Source organism: Bacillus haynesii, assembly GCF_001969855.1.
Classification (GTDB): Bacteria; Bacillota; Bacilli; order Bacillales; family Bacillaceae; genus Bacillus; species Bacillus haynesii.
Window position 1 is genome coordinate 19,452 of the sequence record NZ_MRBL01000003.1, and the last position, 16,526, is coordinate 35,977.

Consider the following 16,526-nt stretch of genomic DNA (forward strand, 5'->3'; position numbering starts at 1 on the left):
TGATGATTCTCCTTTAATTGTTAAAAGCTTCTTCCAAATAGACTTGAATGCCTTCTCTATTCTCACTCTTGCCATTTGTTAATTCGGTTATCCATTCCGTAAATGCCTGTTTTTCGCTTTCCTTGACATACGTTTCAAATTCGACATCGTCGGCATAATGAATGTCTTTTATTTGATAAGGGGACTCGCGAAGCTCGTTTTCAAGCTTGCCGATCCATGTATAGTTCACAGTGGTGTGCATGACCCGCATCAGCTTTCGTTCGACAACGCCGACATGGTTCAGCCCCTCTGACACGGATTTTCCGTAAGCCCGTATCAATCCTCCTGCGCCGAGTTTAATACCGCCGAAATACCTCGTCACAACGGCGCATGTATCTTTAAGGTTGCGTTTCTTCAAAACTTCAAGCATCGGAACGCCCGCTGTCCCGCTCGGTTCTCCGTCATCATTCGCTTTTTGAATTTGATCATTTTCTCCTATGACGTAAGCCGAGCAATTATGCGTCGCATTCCAATGCTGTTTTTTTATGTGATTGATAAAGTTCTGTGCTTCTTCTTCAGTACTGACGCGGCTCAAGTGGCATATAAACCGGGATTTTTCAATCACGATTTCATGGGTCCCTTCACCTGCAACAGTGAGATAACTTTGCAGCATGCCTGCTTACCTCCTGACAAGCCATGCGGCTGTTCTCCTAAATATCGAACAGACTTAGAATTTTGGCGCATATTTTGTTATGATTAAATAGAAATGGATCGGTAACCATAAAAAAACCAAAAAACCAGAATACGCATTCTTTCATTATAATTCGACACGAATTTCAGTTCAATGAAATTTATAATAAAACTAAATGACAATGCTGTTACGGAGGGAAAATGGGTGAGTGTTTCCAAAATGGACTCCAAAGTTTTAGATTCAATCATTATGAAGATGTTAAAAACGGTTGACGGGAGCAAGGATGAGGTCTTTCAAATCGGAGAGCAGTCCCGTCAGCAATACGAAGGCTTGGTAGAAGAGCTGAAACAGATTAAACAGCAGGTCAACGAAGTCATCGATCTTGGCGACAGGTTGGAAGTGCATGCCCGCCATGCGCGGAACCGCTTGTCAGAGGTCAGCAGAAACTTTCATAAATTCAGTGAAGAAGAGATTCGCGAAGCTTATGAAAAAGCCCACAAACTGCAGGTTGAACTGACGATGATCCAGCAGCGGGAAAAGCAGCTGAGAGAGAAGCGTGATGATCTGGAACGGCGCCTTTTGGGGCTTCAGGAAATCATCGAGCGTTCAGAAGGGCTTGTCAGCCAGATTACCGTCGTCTTAAACTATTTAAATCAGGATCTGCGTCAGGTTGGCGTTCTCCTTGAAGATGCGCAGGCCAAACAGGACTTCGGCCTGCGGATTATCGAAGCCCAAGAGGAAGAAAGAAAAAGGGTCTCAAGGGAAATTCACGACGGTCCTGCGCAAATGCTGGCCAACGTCATGATGAGATCTGAGCTGATCGAACGCATCTTCAGAGACAAAGGAACAGAAGAAGGCTTTCAGGAAATTAAAAACCTCCGGCAAAACGTCAGAAATGCTCTTTATGAAGTCAGAAGAATCATTTATGATTTAAGACCGATGGCTTTAGACGATTTGGGATTGATACCGACGCTCAGAAAATACTTGAACACGATCGAAGATTATCATGGAAAAGCAAAGATTCATTTCCAATGCATCGGTGAATCCGAAGAGAGAAGAATAGCACCGCGGTTTGAGGTGGCACTATTCCGGCTTGCACAGGAAGCAGTGACAAACGCCTTAAAACACTCCGAATCAACTGAAATTCATGTTAAAGTAGAAGTGACAAAAGATTTTGTGACGCTGATTATCAAAGACAATGGAAACGGCTTTGACTTAAAAGAAGTAAAAGGCAAGAAGAACAAATCTTTCGGTCTGCTAGGTATGAAAGAAAGAGTCGATTTGCTCGAAGGCTCAATGACAATCGATTCGAAAATAGGTCTTGGGACATTTATTTTGATTAAAGTTCCACTGTCTTTGTAAAGATAATTGTAAAATAGAGACAAAAGACATATTGACCATAAAAGCGGTGTGTTTAACAATGAGAATGGGGAGGCGTAGCTTGTGACTAAAGTAAATATTGTAATTATTGACGATCATCAGTTATTCCGTGAAGGTGTCAAACGGATTTTGGATTTCGAACCTACCTTTGAGGTAGTGGCCGAAGGAGACGACGGAGATGAAGCGGCTCGCATTGTCGAGCACTACCATCCTGATGTTGTCATCATGGATATTAATATGCCGAATGTGAACGGAGTAGAAGCGACAAAACAACTGGTCGACTTGTATCCGGAATCAAAGGTTATTATTTTATCCATCCATGATGACGAAAACTATGTTACACATGCATTAAAAACAGGAGCCCGCGGCTATCTGCTGAAAGAAATGGATGCCGATACGCTGATCGAAGCCGTGAAAGTGGTAGCCGAAGGCGGATCTTATCTGCATCCTAAGGTTACGCATAATCTTGTGAATGAATTCCGCCGTCTTGCAACAAGCGGTGTATCATCTCACGCTCAGCATGAAGTGTATCCGGAAATCCGGAGACCTCTTCACATTCTTACAAGAAGGGAATGCGAGGTTCTCCAGATGCTGGCGGACGGAAAAAGCAACCGCGGAATCGGCGAATCATTATTTATCAGTGAAAAAACGGTTAAAAACCACGTCAGCAACATCCTTCAAAAAATGAATGTAAACGACAGAACGCAGGCTGTTGTTGTAGCCATTAAAAACGGCTGGGTAGAAATGAGATAAAGGTGGACTTGCCATAAGGCAGGTCTTTTCTTTTGGCAGAAAATCAAACTTTATAATGAAAAAAGCTGCTTTTTCTTTTAAAATAGAAAAGAGTATCTTTCATAAGGAAGGTTTATTTCATGAAAACAGCAGTAGTAACAGACAGTACGGCATATATACCTAAAGACCTGCGCGATCACTACAATATTTATATGATACCTCTCAATGTGATCTTTGGAGAGACTTCATACAGGGAAGAGATCGATATGAGCTGGAAGGACTATTACAAAGAAGTAAAAGCTCACGAAAATCTCCCGACGACTTCCCAGCCCGCGTACGGCGAGCTGATTTCTCTCTATGAAAAGCTCGGAGAAACATATGATGCGGTTATCAGCATCCACCTTTCCAGCGGCATCAGCGGAACATTTAACAGCGCTGTATCAGCAAGCGGTATGCTGGATGGAATTAAACTGTATCCGTTTGATTCGGAAATCAGCTGCATGGCTCAAGGTTTTTATGCGATCGAAGCGGCTGAGATGGCGGAAAAAGGAGCGGCTCCGGAAGAAATCATTCGCCACTTGGATCATATGAAAACCTCAATGAGGGCTTATTTTATGGTTGACGACCTTTCACATTTGCAAAGGGGAGGACGTCTGAGCGGCGCCCAGGCTTTTGTCGGAAGCCTTTTAAAAGTAAAGCCGATTTTGCATTTTGAGAACAAGCTGATCGTTCCCTACGAAAAAATCCGGACGAGAAAAAAAGCGATGAACCGTTTATTTGAGCTTTTTGGCGAAGATGCCGAAAAAGGAAAGCCGCTGAGAGCGGTTGTGATTCATGCCAACCGTGAAGAAGAAGCCGATCAAATAATCGAAGAATTGTCGCAGAAATATGCACATGTCGAATTTTATAAAAGCTATTTCGGGCCTGTGATCGGCACCCACCTTGGTGAAAGAGCAATGGGTATCGCCTGGTATACAGTATAAAAGCCAATCTCCGTTTTGCAAAACGGAGATTTTTTCTTTTTCAACGGTTTTGGAGGGAGATTTTTAGATTTTGACTGTTTTACAAGAAACCATGGATGATAGATACTAATGGCAGATTGGAGGTGATTCACATCGAACATCCGGCCTTCTATTCCCGTGAATTACGGTCATGTTTGGAGCAGCGACACCTTCTGAAAAGCGAACTTCCTTTTCCGGAATCTGTCATTGATTGGCATATCCAAGAAGGCTTGATAAAAACGGAGGAAGGTATTAAAAAAACGAAGAAAGGCTTTATTTGTTTGAGGTGCGGCCAGCACGAACACTCATGTTTCGCCCGGTATCCTTGCTATAGATGCAGTAAATGCTGCGTGTACTGCCGATCCTGCGTCATGATGGGCAGGGTGAGCGAGTGTACGCCTCTGTTGACGTGGCACGTGCATGGCAGACATGAATGGGCGCCTGTTCATACGGAGTGGAAAGGCGCGCTTTCAGCCGGTCAGGAAAAAGCGGCCAAATCCATTAGCGATGCTATACGAAGGAAAGAGGAACTGTTGGTCTGGGCGGTTTGCGGGTCGGGGAAAACAGAACTTCTCTTTCAAGGGATCGAATTCGCGCTGAACAACGGCTTGACAGTATGTATCGCCACTCCGAGAACGGACGTCGTGCTCGAGCTTGCTCCTCGGTTTCGTCAAGCCTTTCCAGGGGCGGAAATTGCCGCTTTATACGGAGGGAGCTCAGACGTTGGGGCTCTCTCGCCGCTTATCATTTCAACTACCCACCAGCTGCTCCGCTATAAAGAAGCATTTGACGTGATCATCATAGATGAGGTGGATGCTTTTCCGTATTCTTTTGATAACACGCTGCAATACGCTGTTAAAAAATCGGCAAAATGGCAAAGCGCTCACATCTATTTAACTGCCACGCCTTCAGCGGATATGAAAAAAAGGGCTGAGAGCGGAAAGCTGGACACCGTCCGTATTCCCGCGAGATTCCACCGCAGTCCGCTGCCTGAACCTATGTTGATTTGGTCCGGAAATTGGAAAAGGAGTTTGAAACGAAGAAAAGTTCCTTTTCGCCTCAAAAAATGGCTTTTTAAGCACCAGGAACTGCAGCATCCGGTTTTTTTATTCGTTCCCTCTGTCCCTGTTCTTAAATCCGTGGTCAGTCTGCTGAAAAAGGAAACATTTCGCGCTGAAGGAGTTTATGCCGAAGACCCTGACAGAAATGAAAAAGTGAACCAATTTAGGGAAAGTAAGCTTGAGGTGCTAGTGACAACAACGATTTTGGAAAGAGGAGTGACCGTCAAAAATGCGCAGGTTGGAGTGCTGGGGGCAGAGTCGGAGGTTTTTACCGAAAGCGCCCTCGTCCAAATGGCCGGAAGAGCCGGCAGGCATCCCGAGCACACAGCTGGAGACGTCTGTTTCTTTCATTACGGCAGGACAAAGCCGATGAATGCAGCGCGGCGTCATATTCAAAATATGAATAAAATGTCTAAAAAGGAAATGTTGATTGACTAGTCTGATATTCATGGTAAAGTATACCTATGAATATAAAATGAGGAGCGGTGCCGGATGCTAGTCAATGCCAAAGAAGCTGTTTTGGAAGAGTTGTTTGATCAGTATATCGATCAGTTGCACATGAGATGTACGTGCAGCAGGTGCAGGGAGGATGTGCTCGCCTTGGCTTTAAATGCAGTAAAACCGCAATATGTAACAGATGAGTCGAAGCTGACTTACATAAAAGCAGAGCTCGTTGACAAACAAAAGAATACATCAATGCTCGTCACCTTGGCTGAAGCTGCCAGAAAGGTGAATGACAACCCGCTTTGCGAAAGCAATCGAAAAGGGAGGGAATAAACTGAATTGCTTAATTTGTGAAGCGTCTCTTTTAGATTCTCTCTCATGGCATGCTTTTTTCTTTTTACGATCAGAAGAGAAAATATGCAGGGCATGTAAAGAGAACTTTATCAAGATCAAAGGAATCGTGTGCTCTAAGTGCGGACGGCCCCAGGAGAGCGAAGAGCTGTGCGGTGACTGCGCAAAATGGGAAGCTGATCCGTTAACCCGCTCTCTTTTGAGGCAAAACCGCTCTGTCTATCTCTACAATACCTTCATGAAAGAAGTCCTTGCCCGTTTTAAGTTCAGAGGTGATGCTGAACTGGTCTTCGCTTTTGCTCCTTCATTTATCAATACTTTCAATCAATACTGTCGCCGTACCCCTGCTGTTTTAGTTCCGATACCTCTCAGTGAAGAACGTAAAGTGGAGCGGGGGTTTAATCAGGCGGAGCGGCTTGCTTCCTTATTAAAAAGACCCGTTATTCATCCATTGATCAGAATCGAAAATGAAAAACAATCCAAAAAAAGCAGAAAAGAGCGGATTAAGCCAAAAATCGTTTTTAGAACCGAAAAGGGATCAGTAAAGAATCTGGATATCATATTGATTGACGACTTGTATACGACAGGGGCGACCCTTCATCATGCCGCTGATTGTCTGATGACATCCGGAGAAGCAAAATCTGTATCATCATATACATTAATTCGAAGCTAAATCATTTTTCTTCCCTGCCGATATAAAAGATAGAATTTAAGGATAGGGGTCAAAATTTATGAATCAATTGGCGAATTGTCCAAGATGTAATGCATTGTTTATGAAAAGCAGTTTTCAAACCGTTTGCGCTTCATGCGTGAAAGAGGAAGAGCGTGCGTATGAAACCGTTTATAAATTTCTGAAAAAACAGGAAAACCGGCAGTCTACAATGTTTCAGATCGTAGAAAAAACAGGTGTCGACGAAGAGTTAATATTGAAGTTTATCAGACAGAAACGCATTCAAATCTCCAATTTCCCGAATCTCGGCTATCCGTGCGAAAGGTGCAGCACGCTTATTCGGGAAGGGCGTTATTGCATGTCATGCGAGCAAGATTTAGCATCGCAAATGAGTCAATTAGACCAGCTGGAGCAGCTTGAAAAACAGAAAAACAATAGTTCAAAAGGCACGTACTATACCTTTAAGCCTAAAAATGACTGATTCCCTAAACTAACTTGAAGCTCAGACGATAAAATGAGTATGATCATAGATAACTATGGCGGAAAGTGAGAGGAATCCCATGAAGATCAACCAATATGGAACACAACCTGTTAATCCTTATCATAAATCATTTGAAAAACAAACAGCTTCTTCACAGGGTGCAGCCCAGCCGGAAGATAAAGTTGAGATTTCTGCGAAAGCAAAGGAGCTGCAAAAAGGCCCTGATTTAATGAAAGAGCGTCAGGAGAAAATTGCCCAGCTGAAAGCAGCCGTGGAGAATGGAACGTACAAAGTGGACGGCAAAGGCATAGCTGAAAAAATGGTCAATTTTTATAAACAGCAATAAAAGGAGGAAGTCAGTTCAGTGAAACGGGTGATTGAAGAGCTGGAGCGCTTATGCGTGCTGCATGAACATCTGCTGTCTCTGTCGGAACAAAAAACGGAGGCGCTGAAGACGAACGAAATAAAGGCACTTTCAGAAATCGTGACAAAAGAACAAAAGTATGTGCAGGCGATTGAACAAACGGAGCAGTCCCGCATTGAAGCAACTAAAAGCTGTATCGGCAGCTCGGACGCGACCATCAGCGCATGTATCAGCAGAGCTGCGGGCGGTGAGAAAAAGGTGCTGGAACAGCTGTATGCCAAGCTCTCACAGCTCGTCATCCGTTTAAAGGATGTGAACGATTTGAACAAGCAGCTGACTTTTCAGTCGCTTCAATTTATCTCGCTTACATTTGATATGCTCCTTCCAAAAGAAGGCGGTTCAAATTACGGAAAAGAGCAGCAGCCAAACCAGACAGGCGGGGCAAAACGGCTTTCTTTATTCGACTCAAAAGCTTAGAACGGAGTGAAAAAGATGACAAACCCAACTTTTTTAGGGCTGGAAATCGCCAAAAGAGGATTGTCCGCGCAGCAATCAGCTCTGAGCGTAACAGCAAACAATATATCCAACGCCAATACCGAAGGGTATTCAAGACAACGTGTTACATTTAAAGCATCAACCCCTTATCCGTCCGTATCAAGAGACTCTGTCGGGCTTGCCGGCCAGATGGGTACAGGCGTTGAAATCGGTTCGGTTGAACGGGTTAGAGACAGCTTTCTGGACTATCAATACCGGACGCAGAATACAAAGGCCGGCTATTACAATGCAAAAGTGGACGCTTTTAACCAAATGGAAGGGATTATGAATGAACTGAACGACACCGGATTAAACAAGGTTCTGAATTCATTCTGGAATTCCATTCAGGAATTGACGAATAACGCCCACGAGCCGAGCGCAGCTTCTGTCGTCGGACAAAAAGGGCAGGCGGTCGCCGAGACATTTAACACTCTGTATGAATCGCTGACAACCGTTCAATCAAATTTAGGCGACCAGATTGATCAAAATGTGATGACGATCAACTCGCTTCTGTCACAGCTGAACAGTTTAAACGAGCAAATTGCCAAAGTCGAGCCGAACGGCTATCTCCCGAATGATTTGTACGATAAGCGTGATCAGCTCCTTGATGAACTGTCTTCAATGGTTAATATCAAAGTCAGCTATACGAAGACTGGCGGCAACCCACTTGCAACCGCTGAAGGCATTGCATCAATAGAAATCCTGGACGAAAACGGCCAGTCTCTGGGCCAGGTTCTTGACGGACCAAACTTCACGACTGAAACGGTCAAAGTAAATTACGACAACGATACAGGCCTTGTGACAGGCGTTTCCCTCGGCGGGACGGACATCGGCATCGATTCGTTTACTAGCAAAGGGTCGCTGCTCGGTTTAATCGAGTCCTTCGGATATATGTCAAACGGTGCAGAAAAAGGTTTATATCCTGAAATGCTCGCAGACTTGGATACGATGGCACTTGCTTTTGCGAAAGAGTTTAATGCAGTCCATCAAAGCGGGTTTACTTCATCAGGAGAACCGGGAGGCATTTTCTTTGAATTCACCGGGGGAGAGTCTGAGCCTGCAAAGGGAGCCGCAGGCAAAATCAAAGTAGCCGATGAGATCCTCAATTCAAAAGGCGATAAAATCGCCGCATCGCTGAATGGTGAAGCGAGCGACAACTCCAACGCGACAAATCTCGCTAATGTCTTCACCAAGAAAATGCAAATCGGCGACAAAACGACGACCGTTTTAGACTATTACTCAGGCATCATCGGTGAAATGGGTGTAAAAGCTCAGGAAACAAACAGACTGGCCAAAAATACAGAAACGCTTGTAAACACAGCTGAATTGAACAGACAGTCTGTAAGCGCCGTATCATTAGATGAAGAAATGTCGAACATGATCCAATTTCAGCATGCTTATAACGCAGCTGCGAGAATGATAACGCTACAGGACGAAGTCCTCGATAAGATTATTAACGGCATGGGTGTCGTGGGAAGGTAGGTAGAGATTCATGCGGGTAACCCAAGGGATGATCGCAAAAAATTCTTTGCGCTACATCAATTCAAGTTATGGAAAGCTGGATAAGCTTCAATCCCAGATTTCTTCAGGAAAAAAGATCACAAAGGCATCCGACGACCCAGTCGTCGCAATGAAAAGCCTGAAGTATAATACACAGTTGTCCCAGGTTAAACAATACCAAAGCAATGCCTCGCAAGCTTTTACATGGCTTGAAAACACGGAAACGAACATTACAGAAGGCATTGATATCATGTCGAAAATCAGAGAGCTGACCGTTAAGGCTCAAAACAGTACAAACGGCGAGGATGAATTAAATGCGATCGGGGTCGAAATCGGCCAACTGAAAGACCAGCTGATCCAGATCGCCAACACGCAGGTCAACGGCCGCTACCTCTTTAACGGAACGAATTCTGACGTCGCTCCGATCACAAAAAACGCCGATGGTACTTACACATACAATTTTGAAAACTATACTAGCAACTCTGACGTTAACATCAATGTTTCGCCAAATGCAACTTTAAATGTAAACTCCAATCCGATTTCGGCTTTCGGCGGACAATCAAGCAGCGGACAAAATGTGTTTGAAATGATTGAGTCTCTCGAGAACGCCTTAAAAGCGGGAACAATGGAAGGAATGGAAAACGCCCTCTCAGACATTGACCAGTTTTCTAATCAGATGAGCAATGAGCGATCTGATATTGGAGCGCGCTACAATCGGCTCGAATTGATCAATTCACGGCTGAGCGAACAGGAAGAGACGGCGACAAAGGTATTGTCAGACAACGAAGATGTTGAGCTTGAAGAAATCATTACTGAATTTATTACACAGCAATCGGTTCATAGAGCTGCACTTGCCATAAATGCGAAAATCGTTCAGCCGACACTGGTTGACTTTTTAAGATAAAAGCGACTCTATCCGAGTTGCTTTTTTTCAGCAAAAGGAGGATATCATAATGGAGATGCCGAGGCTGATCATGCAAAATATCCCTGGCCGCATCGGTTTAACAACGCCGCCGCCGGACTTAAAAATGGAACAGCCGCAAGCCGACTTGAAAATCGAGCAGCCGCCGGCCGAACTGGAGATAACAACCACCCCTTCAAAGCTCACGATTGACCAGACAAAAGCTTGGGAAGACTTAGAAAGAAAGCATATATTTAAAAGGATTGAAGAAGGGGCGCAGCAGGGCTATCAGGATTGGCTCGCCGGAATGGCGCGGACCGCTGAAGAAGGGGACGAAATGATGCGGATCGAAATCGAAGGCAATCCGCTGGCAGACCAGGCGAGGCGGAACAGCGAGCCTGAACCGATTCAAATCGGCGTTCATTTTACGCCGTCGTTTGACAGGGTGAAAATCGCATACGAACCGGCTGAAGTGAACATTGAAGCGACGCCGCGCAAGCCTGTTATCGAAGCAACGCCGAATAAACCGGTTGTTAACTATACGCCAGGCAGTGTGAAGGTTGACATGCTCCAATATCCGGAGGTAAAAATAGATGTGGAATACCCAAAACAAAAGTAATTCAGCAAAGGATCGTGAATGATGATCATTAAAACGAAGTATCACGGAGAAGCGCAAATTCAAGAAGACCAGACAATCGTGTTTAAAAACGGCCTGCCCGGGTTTACAGGCGAGAAGAAGTTTGTCATCCTGCCGCTGTCAGAGGATTCGCCGTTCGTCGTCCTTCAGTCGATGCAGTCGGAAGAGCTTGCATTCATTGTCGCCAGTCCGTTCGTCTTTTTCAAAGATTACGGCTTTGACCTTGATGAAACGACGGTTGAACTTCTTGAAATCGATTCTGCCGAAGACGTTGAAGTGATGGCGATTTTAACGATCGAAGAGCCATTCGAGAAATCAACGGCCAATTTGATGGCGCCGATTGTGGTGAACCGCAGAAAAATGCTTGCCAAACAAGTGATTTTGCATGACTCTTCTTATCAGACAAAGCAGCCGATAGGAGGGGAAGTATGCTAGTCTTATCCCGGAAGCTCAATGAAGCGATTCAAATCGGAGACGACATTGAAGTGAAAATCATATCCGTTGACGGCGACCAGGTGAAAATCGGCATTGACGCGCCGAAGCATGTCGACATTCACCGCAAGGAAATCTATTTGGCGATCCAGGAAGAAAACAGCCGGGCCGCTTCCATCTCAAACGATTTACTTGCGAAATTATCCTCACAAAAAAAGTGAGGATTTTTTTATTTTTGCTATAAACAAATCAAAGGGAGTTCCGATATAAATTATGTAGCAGGAAGGACAGCCTGAATGCTTCAAAATATGCACATGGACGTGCAATCAAACACATTTCAAGGAGGAAATACACAATGAGAATCAACCACAACATTGCGGCGCTTAATACGCTGAACCGTCTGTCAGCAAACAACGGCGCAAGCCAAAAGAACATGGAGAAGCTTTCTTCTGGTCTTCGCATCAACCGTGCCGGAGATGACGCAGCAGGTCTTGCCATCTCTGAAAAAATGAGAGGACAAATCCGCGGTCTTGAAATGGCTTCTAAGAACGCTCAAGACGGCATCTCTCTTATCCAAACAGCTGAAGGTGCATTGACTGAAACTCACTCAATCCTTCAACGTGTTCGTGAACTAGTTGTTCAAGCTGGAAACACTGGAACACAACAAGGTGAAGATTTAACAGCGATTCAAGACGAAATCAAAGCATTAAAAGACGAAATTGATGGCATCTCAGAACGTACAGAGTTCAACGGTAAGAAATTGTTGGATGGTACTTTTAAAGCACCAGCAGATCCAGCAGCCCCTGCGGCAGGTGACAAATCTTTAGTTTTCCAAATTGGTGCTAACGCAACGCAACAAATTTCTGTTAACATTGAAAAAATGAGCACTGATGCATTGGGAGTTAAAGATCCTGCAGATACTACTGGTCAAACTATGTTAGCTAACCAATCAGTTGGAGATATCGATGTAACTAAATTTGCTGATAATGATGCGGATGCAGCAGATGTAGGTTTTGATACTCAACTAAAAATCGTTGATTCAGCGATCAACCAAGTATCTGCACAACGCGCTAAACTTGGTGCGGTACAAAACCGTCTAGAGCACACAATCAACAACCTTGGTGCTTCTTCTGAAAACTTAACAGCTGCTGAGTCTCGTATCCGTGACGTTGACATGGCAAAAGAAATGAGCGAGTTCACGAAGAACAACATTCTTTCTCAAGCTTCTCAAGCGATGCTTGCTCAAGCGAACCAACAGCCACAAAACGTTCTTCAGTTGCTTCGTTAATTTTAAAAGGATCTTGGCTTATGCCAAGGTCTTTTTTTACATTTGTCTAAAAATCCTTTGCAGGGATTCTTTTTTTATTTAAACCTCTTTGTCCTTTCTCATAATTTTTTTCCATAAAGATATTTAATCTCATTCGCCCTTAGCCGATATAAGTTTTAGATCATAGCATAGGGGATGGTAAAAATTGTCGATCAATAGATTGTCATCTTTAGAACCCATTATTGATGCTTACAAAACGCAGATGATGAATAAACAGTCTGAAGCTGTGGAACGCCCGCAGCAGACGGACGCTGCAGAATTTACATTTGCTCAGCTTGAAAAAACCGTACAAGGCGCAAACAACCTTTTGGAGCCGTCGCAAGTCCACCTTCAGTTTGTGCTTCATGAAAAACTGGGAGAGTATTATGTGAAAGTCGTGGACAATCGGACAGAGGAAGTCATCCGTGAGATCCCGCCAAAAGAGTGGCTCGATTTTTATGCGGCGATGGCGGAATGTATGGGGTTAATTGTCGATAAAACTACATAGAACAGGAGTGTTAGATGATATGGCGATCAGAATATCAGGTTTAGCTTCAGGGATGGATGTAGACGATATTGTCAGCAAATTAATGAAAACGGAGCGCGTCCCGCTCGATAAGCTTACGCAAAAAAAACAGACTTTAGAATGGCAGCGTGACAGCTATCGTGAAATCAATACGAAAATCAAAGGCTTGCAGGAATCAATCAACCTTATGCTCCGTCCCAGCACGTACGGCGCGAAAAAGGTGACAAGCTCTAACGAGTCGGCGGTTACGGCAACAGGTACCACGAATGCGGCATCAGGCACGATTCAAATCAACAAGCTGGCAACCGCCGCCACCTATAAAACTTCTAGCCTTTCAGGGTATACAGGGAGCGATCAAACGTTAACTTTCCAAGTGACAGCTCCTGGAGAAACGACTGCAAAAAAAGTTGAAATCAGCGTCAGCAGCACGGATACGCTGGATGACATCGTTTCCAAAGTCAATAAATCAAATTTGGGCGTAACCGCTATGAAAGAAAAGATTTATAACGGGTCTGAATATGTGGAAACGATCGCTTTCACATCAAAAGCAACCGGCGCAGGGGGCAGCATACAGGCAGCTGATGATGCGACGGCGAGCTTTATGTCTAATCAGCTCGGATTTGCGCTTGACGCAGACAACAAGATGACAGCCAGCCAGGCCGGTCAAAATGCCGAAGTTGTCATCAACGGATTGCAGATTGAGAAGACAACGAACAACTTTACCGTTAATAATGTGACATATCAGCTGAAGAATACGACAAACAGCCCTGTTTCGCTTGACGTAGCAACTGATGTTGACGGGATTTATGAAAAGATTAAAGACTTTGTCACACAGTACAATGAACTGATCGATATGGTCAACGGAAAGCTCACGGAAAAGAAATACCGCGACTATACGCCGCTGACAGAAGAACAAAAAGCAGATATGACGGAAAAGCAAATTGAGCTGTGGGAAGAAAAAGCGAAAAGCGGATTGTTAAGGGGCGACACGATTTTAAGCGGCGCCGCCAACCAAATGCGGACCGATTTTTATTCGAATGTGTCTGTGAACGGAGAGTCACTGCAGCTTACCCAGTTTGGGATTTCGACTACAAGCGTTTACAGTCAGCGCGGTCATTTAGAGATCAACGAAGAAAAGCTGAAAGCGAAAATTAAAGAAGACCCTGACAGTGTGGCAAACCTCTTTATGGCGGGAACGAGCAGCACGGAAAATTACAATGAAAAAGGTATCATGAGAAGGCTTCAGACTGTTTTGACCGATACGAAGAAGCAGATTGAAGATAAAGCCGGAAATTCAGCAATGACAAACAATCAATTTACAATCGGGAAAAACTTGAATACAGTTGATTCTGACATTTCGTCAATGAACGCCCGCCTGAAACAAGTCGAAAATCGCTACTACACAAAGTTCACGGCGATGGAAAAAGCGATTCAAAAAGCGAATGAACAATCGACATACTTATTACAAATGCTTGGACAATAATTTGGTGGAGGATCAACAATGGCTTTAAACAACCCGTATGCAGCTTATCAGCAAAATTCAATCAATACGGCGACCCCTGGAGAATTGACGCTTATGCTATTTGACGGCTGCCTTAAATTTATGAAGCTGGCGAAACAGGCGATTGAACAAGAGGATATGGAAACGAAAAATACGAACCTTGTCAAAGCTCAAAAGATTATCCAGGAGCTCAATATCACCCTTGACCGGAAAGTCGAATTGGCCGCTTCAATGGGGGCGATGTACGAGTATATTCACCGCCGCTTGGTTGAAGCGAACATTCACAATGACAAAGATATCGTGACGGAAGTCGAAGGGTATGTCAAAGATTTACGCGATGCCTGGAAGCAGGCGCTTCAAATCGAACGGCAGGGCCGGTTCGGATCGGGCGGGCTGGCATGATGGAAAAGATTGAGCTGCTGTACAGCGAAACAAAACATATGCTCGCTCAAATAAAAGGCGCCCCGGAAAGCGATGAGCTGGTTCAGGCAATTGAAGATTTTCTTGAAAAACGCGATGGCTTGATCAAAGAGATCAAGCCGCCTCTTTCTGAGACAGAAAAGCAGCAGATGCGGCAAGTGACGGATTTGGAGCCATTGCTCATGGCCGAACTGAAAAGGCTGCAGCAGGCTGTCAAACAGGAGCTGCTTCAGGCGAAGCAGAAGCGTGCCATGCATCATTCCTATATCAATCCGTACGCCAACATGACGATTGACGGCACATATTATGACAAGCGCAAATAGGTGATCGCTTTGACAAGCACCGACGATTACATGCTCTTAACGACTTATTATCAGCTTTTGTTTACGATTGAAGAGGGGTTTTGCTATTTAATAGAAGCGAATCAAGATTTGGCGAAGACAGAAGGAGAGCGGATTTTTAATGATTTAATCTATGCTTTTTTTCAGTTGGATTCGTCGCACGCTGTTTTGCTGTCGATTTTGGAGACAAGCTGTGCCAAATCTTCGATTCGCTTTTTTGACAGAGTTTTCCGTGAGTTTGACAGCTTGATTTACTACAATTATCCGTCTGCTGAATTTCAGCATGACTTAACCCATCATTTTTTACCGCTTTACCGAGAATGGATGAACACGATCCACCAATGCATGAAACCTTACGTCATCCATTAATGGCATACATCTGACCGGCTTGTGCAGGTGTATGCCATATTTTTTATAAAACAAAAGTGGCGTTCTGATTTTATTCGCATGTGAATATATTTAAGATTTAATAAAGGGGGTCAGCTGGCAGGAGACAATCTTCGTCAAAATTCACGGATTTTTCACATAATTTTTACGTTTATGCAGGAATTCAGCAGGGAAAAGACGAAATGTATTTACATATCCTTAATATAAAGGAGGCGTTCTTTTGATGGAGTACAACGTCAGAGGAGAAAACATTGAGGTAACACCAGCGTTAAGAGAACACGTCGAGAAGAAAATTGGAAAGCTTGAGCGTTATTTTGAAAATAACGTTGATGCAATTGTTCACGTCAACTTAAAATTCTATAATGATCAGGAATCGAAGGTGGAAGTGACAATTCCAATGACAGACCTCTCTCTCCGTGCGGAAGTTCACCACGAAGATATGTACAATGCAATCGATCTCGCAACGAACAAACTGGAACGTCAAATACGCAAGCATAAAACAAAAGTTAACCGGAAATTCCGCGAAAAAGGTTCTCCGAAGTATGTTTTTGCCGAGGGAAACGGCATCGGAACGGCCGTGCAGGATGACATTGAAGATGAACAGCCGCAGGTTGTCCGTCAAAAGCGCTTTAATTTAAAACCGATGGATAATGAAGAAGCGATTTTACAAATGAATATGCTTGGACACAGCTTCTTTGTATTCACGAACGCCGAAACCAATCTGACCAATGTGGTCTACCGAAGAAACGACGGAAAATACGGTTTGATCGAGCCGAACGAATAAATATATCAAGTCCCCTCCCGGATCTTCCGCAGAGGGGATTTTTTCCGTTTCCCCGCGGTAAATTGTTTGGAAATGACAAAAGGTATGATATGATATTGCATAT

At 44.2% G+C, this 16,526-nt stretch carries 22 protein-coding genes; 21 read left to right on the forward strand and 1 reads right to left on the reverse strand.

Annotation, left to right across the window (positions count from 1 at the left end; all coding sequences use genetic code 11):
* Window positions 1-13: 13 nt before the first annotated feature.
* A complete protein-coding gene (locus BTA31_RS02130; RefSeq protein ID WP_076788730.1) occupies window positions 14-652 on the reverse strand; it encodes a YigZ family protein in 639 nt (212 codons plus the stop codon).
* 222 nt (window positions 653-874) lie between these two features.
* Between BTA31_RS02130 and degS the strand changes: the two genes are divergently transcribed.
* From degS to hpf, 21 genes are all read left to right on the forward strand, one after another.
* Window positions 875-2,032: a two-component sensor histidine kinase DegS gene (gene degS, locus BTA31_RS02135; RefSeq protein ID WP_003185733.1), complete on the forward strand. Its 1,158-nt coding sequence runs from the start codon at window positions 875-877 to the stop codon at window positions 2,030-2,032.
* Between the two features lie 81 nt (window positions 2,033-2,113).
* Window positions 2,114-2,803, forward strand: coding sequence for a two-component system response regulator DegU (gene degU, locus BTA31_RS02140; RefSeq protein ID WP_003185730.1), 690 nt, complete (start codon window positions 2,114-2,116; stop codon window positions 2,801-2,803).
* Window positions 2,804-2,922: 119 nt separating this feature from the next.
* Complete coding sequence (locus tag BTA31_RS02145; RefSeq protein WP_076788731.1) at window positions 2,923-3,765, forward strand: DegV family protein; 843 nt, start codon at window positions 2,923-2,925, stop codon at window positions 3,763-3,765.
* Between the two features lie 122 nt (window positions 3,766-3,887).
* On the forward strand, window positions 3,888-5,282 hold the full coding sequence (locus tag BTA31_RS02150; RefSeq protein WP_083698254.1) for an ATP-dependent helicase ComFA: 1,395 nt from the start codon (window positions 3,888-3,890) through the stop codon (window positions 5,280-5,282).
* A 54-nt stretch (window positions 5,283-5,336) separates the two neighbouring features.
* Entirely contained in the window at window positions 5,337-5,621 is a 285-nt protein-coding gene (gene comFB / locus BTA31_RS02155; protein WP_043926694.1) for a late competence protein ComFB, read from the forward strand.
* Window positions 5,578-6,312 carry a double zinc ribbon domain-containing protein gene (locus BTA31_RS02160; RefSeq protein ID WP_076788733.1) on the forward strand — a complete coding sequence of 245 codons (735 nt, stop codon included), beginning with the start codon at window positions 5,578-5,580 and terminating at the stop codon, window positions 6,310-6,312. Before comFB ends, BTA31_RS02160 begins: the two co-directional genes overlap by 44 nt.
* 58 nt (window positions 6,313-6,370) lie before the next feature.
* Window positions 6,371-6,790 (forward strand): TIGR03826 family flagellar region protein, encoded by a 420-nt coding sequence (locus BTA31_RS02165; RefSeq protein WP_076788734.1) that lies wholly within the window; start codon window positions 6,371-6,373, stop codon window positions 6,788-6,790.
* A gap of 79 nt (window positions 6,791-6,869) precedes the next feature.
* Entirely contained in the window at window positions 6,870-7,136 is a 267-nt protein-coding gene (gene flgM / locus BTA31_RS02170; RefSeq protein WP_003185713.1) for a flagellar biosynthesis anti-sigma factor FlgM, read from the forward strand.
* Between the two features lie 18 nt (window positions 7,137-7,154).
* A complete protein-coding gene (locus tag BTA31_RS02175; RefSeq protein ID WP_076788735.1) occupies window positions 7,155-7,631 on the forward strand; it encodes a flagellar protein FlgN in 477 nt (158 codons plus the stop codon).
* A 15-nt stretch (window positions 7,632-7,646) separates the two neighbouring features.
* Window positions 7,647-9,170, forward strand: coding sequence for a flagellar hook-associated protein FlgK (gene flgK / locus BTA31_RS02180; RefSeq protein WP_076788736.1), 1,524 nt, complete (start codon window positions 7,647-7,649; stop codon window positions 9,168-9,170).
* A 10-nt stretch (window positions 9,171-9,180) separates the two neighbouring features.
* Window positions 9,181-10,092 carry a flagellar hook-associated protein FlgL gene (gene flgL / locus BTA31_RS02185; RefSeq protein WP_076788737.1) on the forward strand — a complete coding sequence of 304 codons (912 nt, stop codon included), beginning with the start codon at window positions 9,181-9,183 and terminating at the stop codon, window positions 10,090-10,092.
* A gap of 49 nt (window positions 10,093-10,141) precedes the next feature.
* Window positions 10,142-10,708 (forward strand): DUF6470 family protein, encoded by a 567-nt coding sequence (locus tag BTA31_RS02190; protein ID WP_076788738.1) that lies wholly within the window; start codon window positions 10,142-10,144, stop codon window positions 10,706-10,708.
* 21 nt (window positions 10,709-10,729) lie between these two features.
* Entirely contained in the window at window positions 10,730-11,161 is a 432-nt protein-coding gene (gene fliW / locus BTA31_RS02195) for a flagellar assembly protein FliW (RefSeq protein WP_076788739.1), read from the forward strand.
* Entirely contained in the window at window positions 11,155-11,379 is a 225-nt protein-coding gene (csrA, locus tag BTA31_RS02200; RefSeq protein WP_043926683.1) for a carbon storage regulator CsrA, read from the forward strand. The genes fliW and csrA overlap by 7 nt, the downstream gene beginning before the upstream one ends.
* Window positions 11,380-11,513: 134 nt before the next feature.
* Window positions 11,514-12,446 carry a flagellin Hag gene (gene hag, locus BTA31_RS02205; RefSeq protein ID WP_076788740.1) on the forward strand — a complete coding sequence of 311 codons (933 nt, stop codon included), beginning with the start codon at window positions 11,514-11,516 and terminating at the stop codon, window positions 12,444-12,446.
* Between the two features lie 184 nt (window positions 12,447-12,630).
* Window positions 12,631-12,972 carry a flagellar protein FlaG gene (gene flaG / locus BTA31_RS02215; RefSeq protein WP_076788741.1) on the forward strand — a complete coding sequence of 114 codons (342 nt, stop codon included), beginning with the start codon at window positions 12,631-12,633 and terminating at the stop codon, window positions 12,970-12,972.
* 19 nt (window positions 12,973-12,991) lie between these two features.
* Window positions 12,992-14,473: a flagellar hook-associated protein 2 gene (locus tag BTA31_RS02220; RefSeq protein ID WP_076788742.1), complete on the forward strand. Its 1,482-nt coding sequence runs from the start codon at window positions 12,992-12,994 to the stop codon at window positions 14,471-14,473.
* 18 nt (window positions 14,474-14,491) lie between these two features.
* Window positions 14,492-14,893, forward strand: coding sequence for a flagellar export chaperone FliS (gene fliS / locus BTA31_RS02225; protein ID WP_043926679.1), 402 nt, complete (start codon window positions 14,492-14,494; stop codon window positions 14,891-14,893).
* Complete coding sequence (gene fliT, locus BTA31_RS02230; RefSeq protein ID WP_076788743.1) at window positions 14,893-15,234, forward strand: flagellar protein FliT; 342 nt, start codon at window positions 14,893-14,895, stop codon at window positions 15,232-15,234. Before fliS ends, fliT begins: the two co-directional genes overlap by 1 nt.
* Window positions 15,235-15,243: 9 nt before the next feature.
* Window positions 15,244-15,621 carry a DUF8042 domain-containing protein gene (locus BTA31_RS02235; protein ID WP_043926677.1) on the forward strand — a complete coding sequence of 126 codons (378 nt, stop codon included), beginning with the start codon at window positions 15,244-15,246 and terminating at the stop codon, window positions 15,619-15,621.
* Window positions 15,622-15,862: 241 nt separating this feature from the next.
* Window positions 15,863-16,423, forward strand: a complete 561-nt coding sequence (gene hpf, locus BTA31_RS02240) for a ribosome hibernation-promoting factor, HPF/YfiA family (RefSeq protein ID WP_043926676.1) — start codon at window positions 15,863-15,865, stop codon at window positions 16,421-16,423.
* Window positions 16,424-16,526 lie beyond the last annotated feature (103 nt).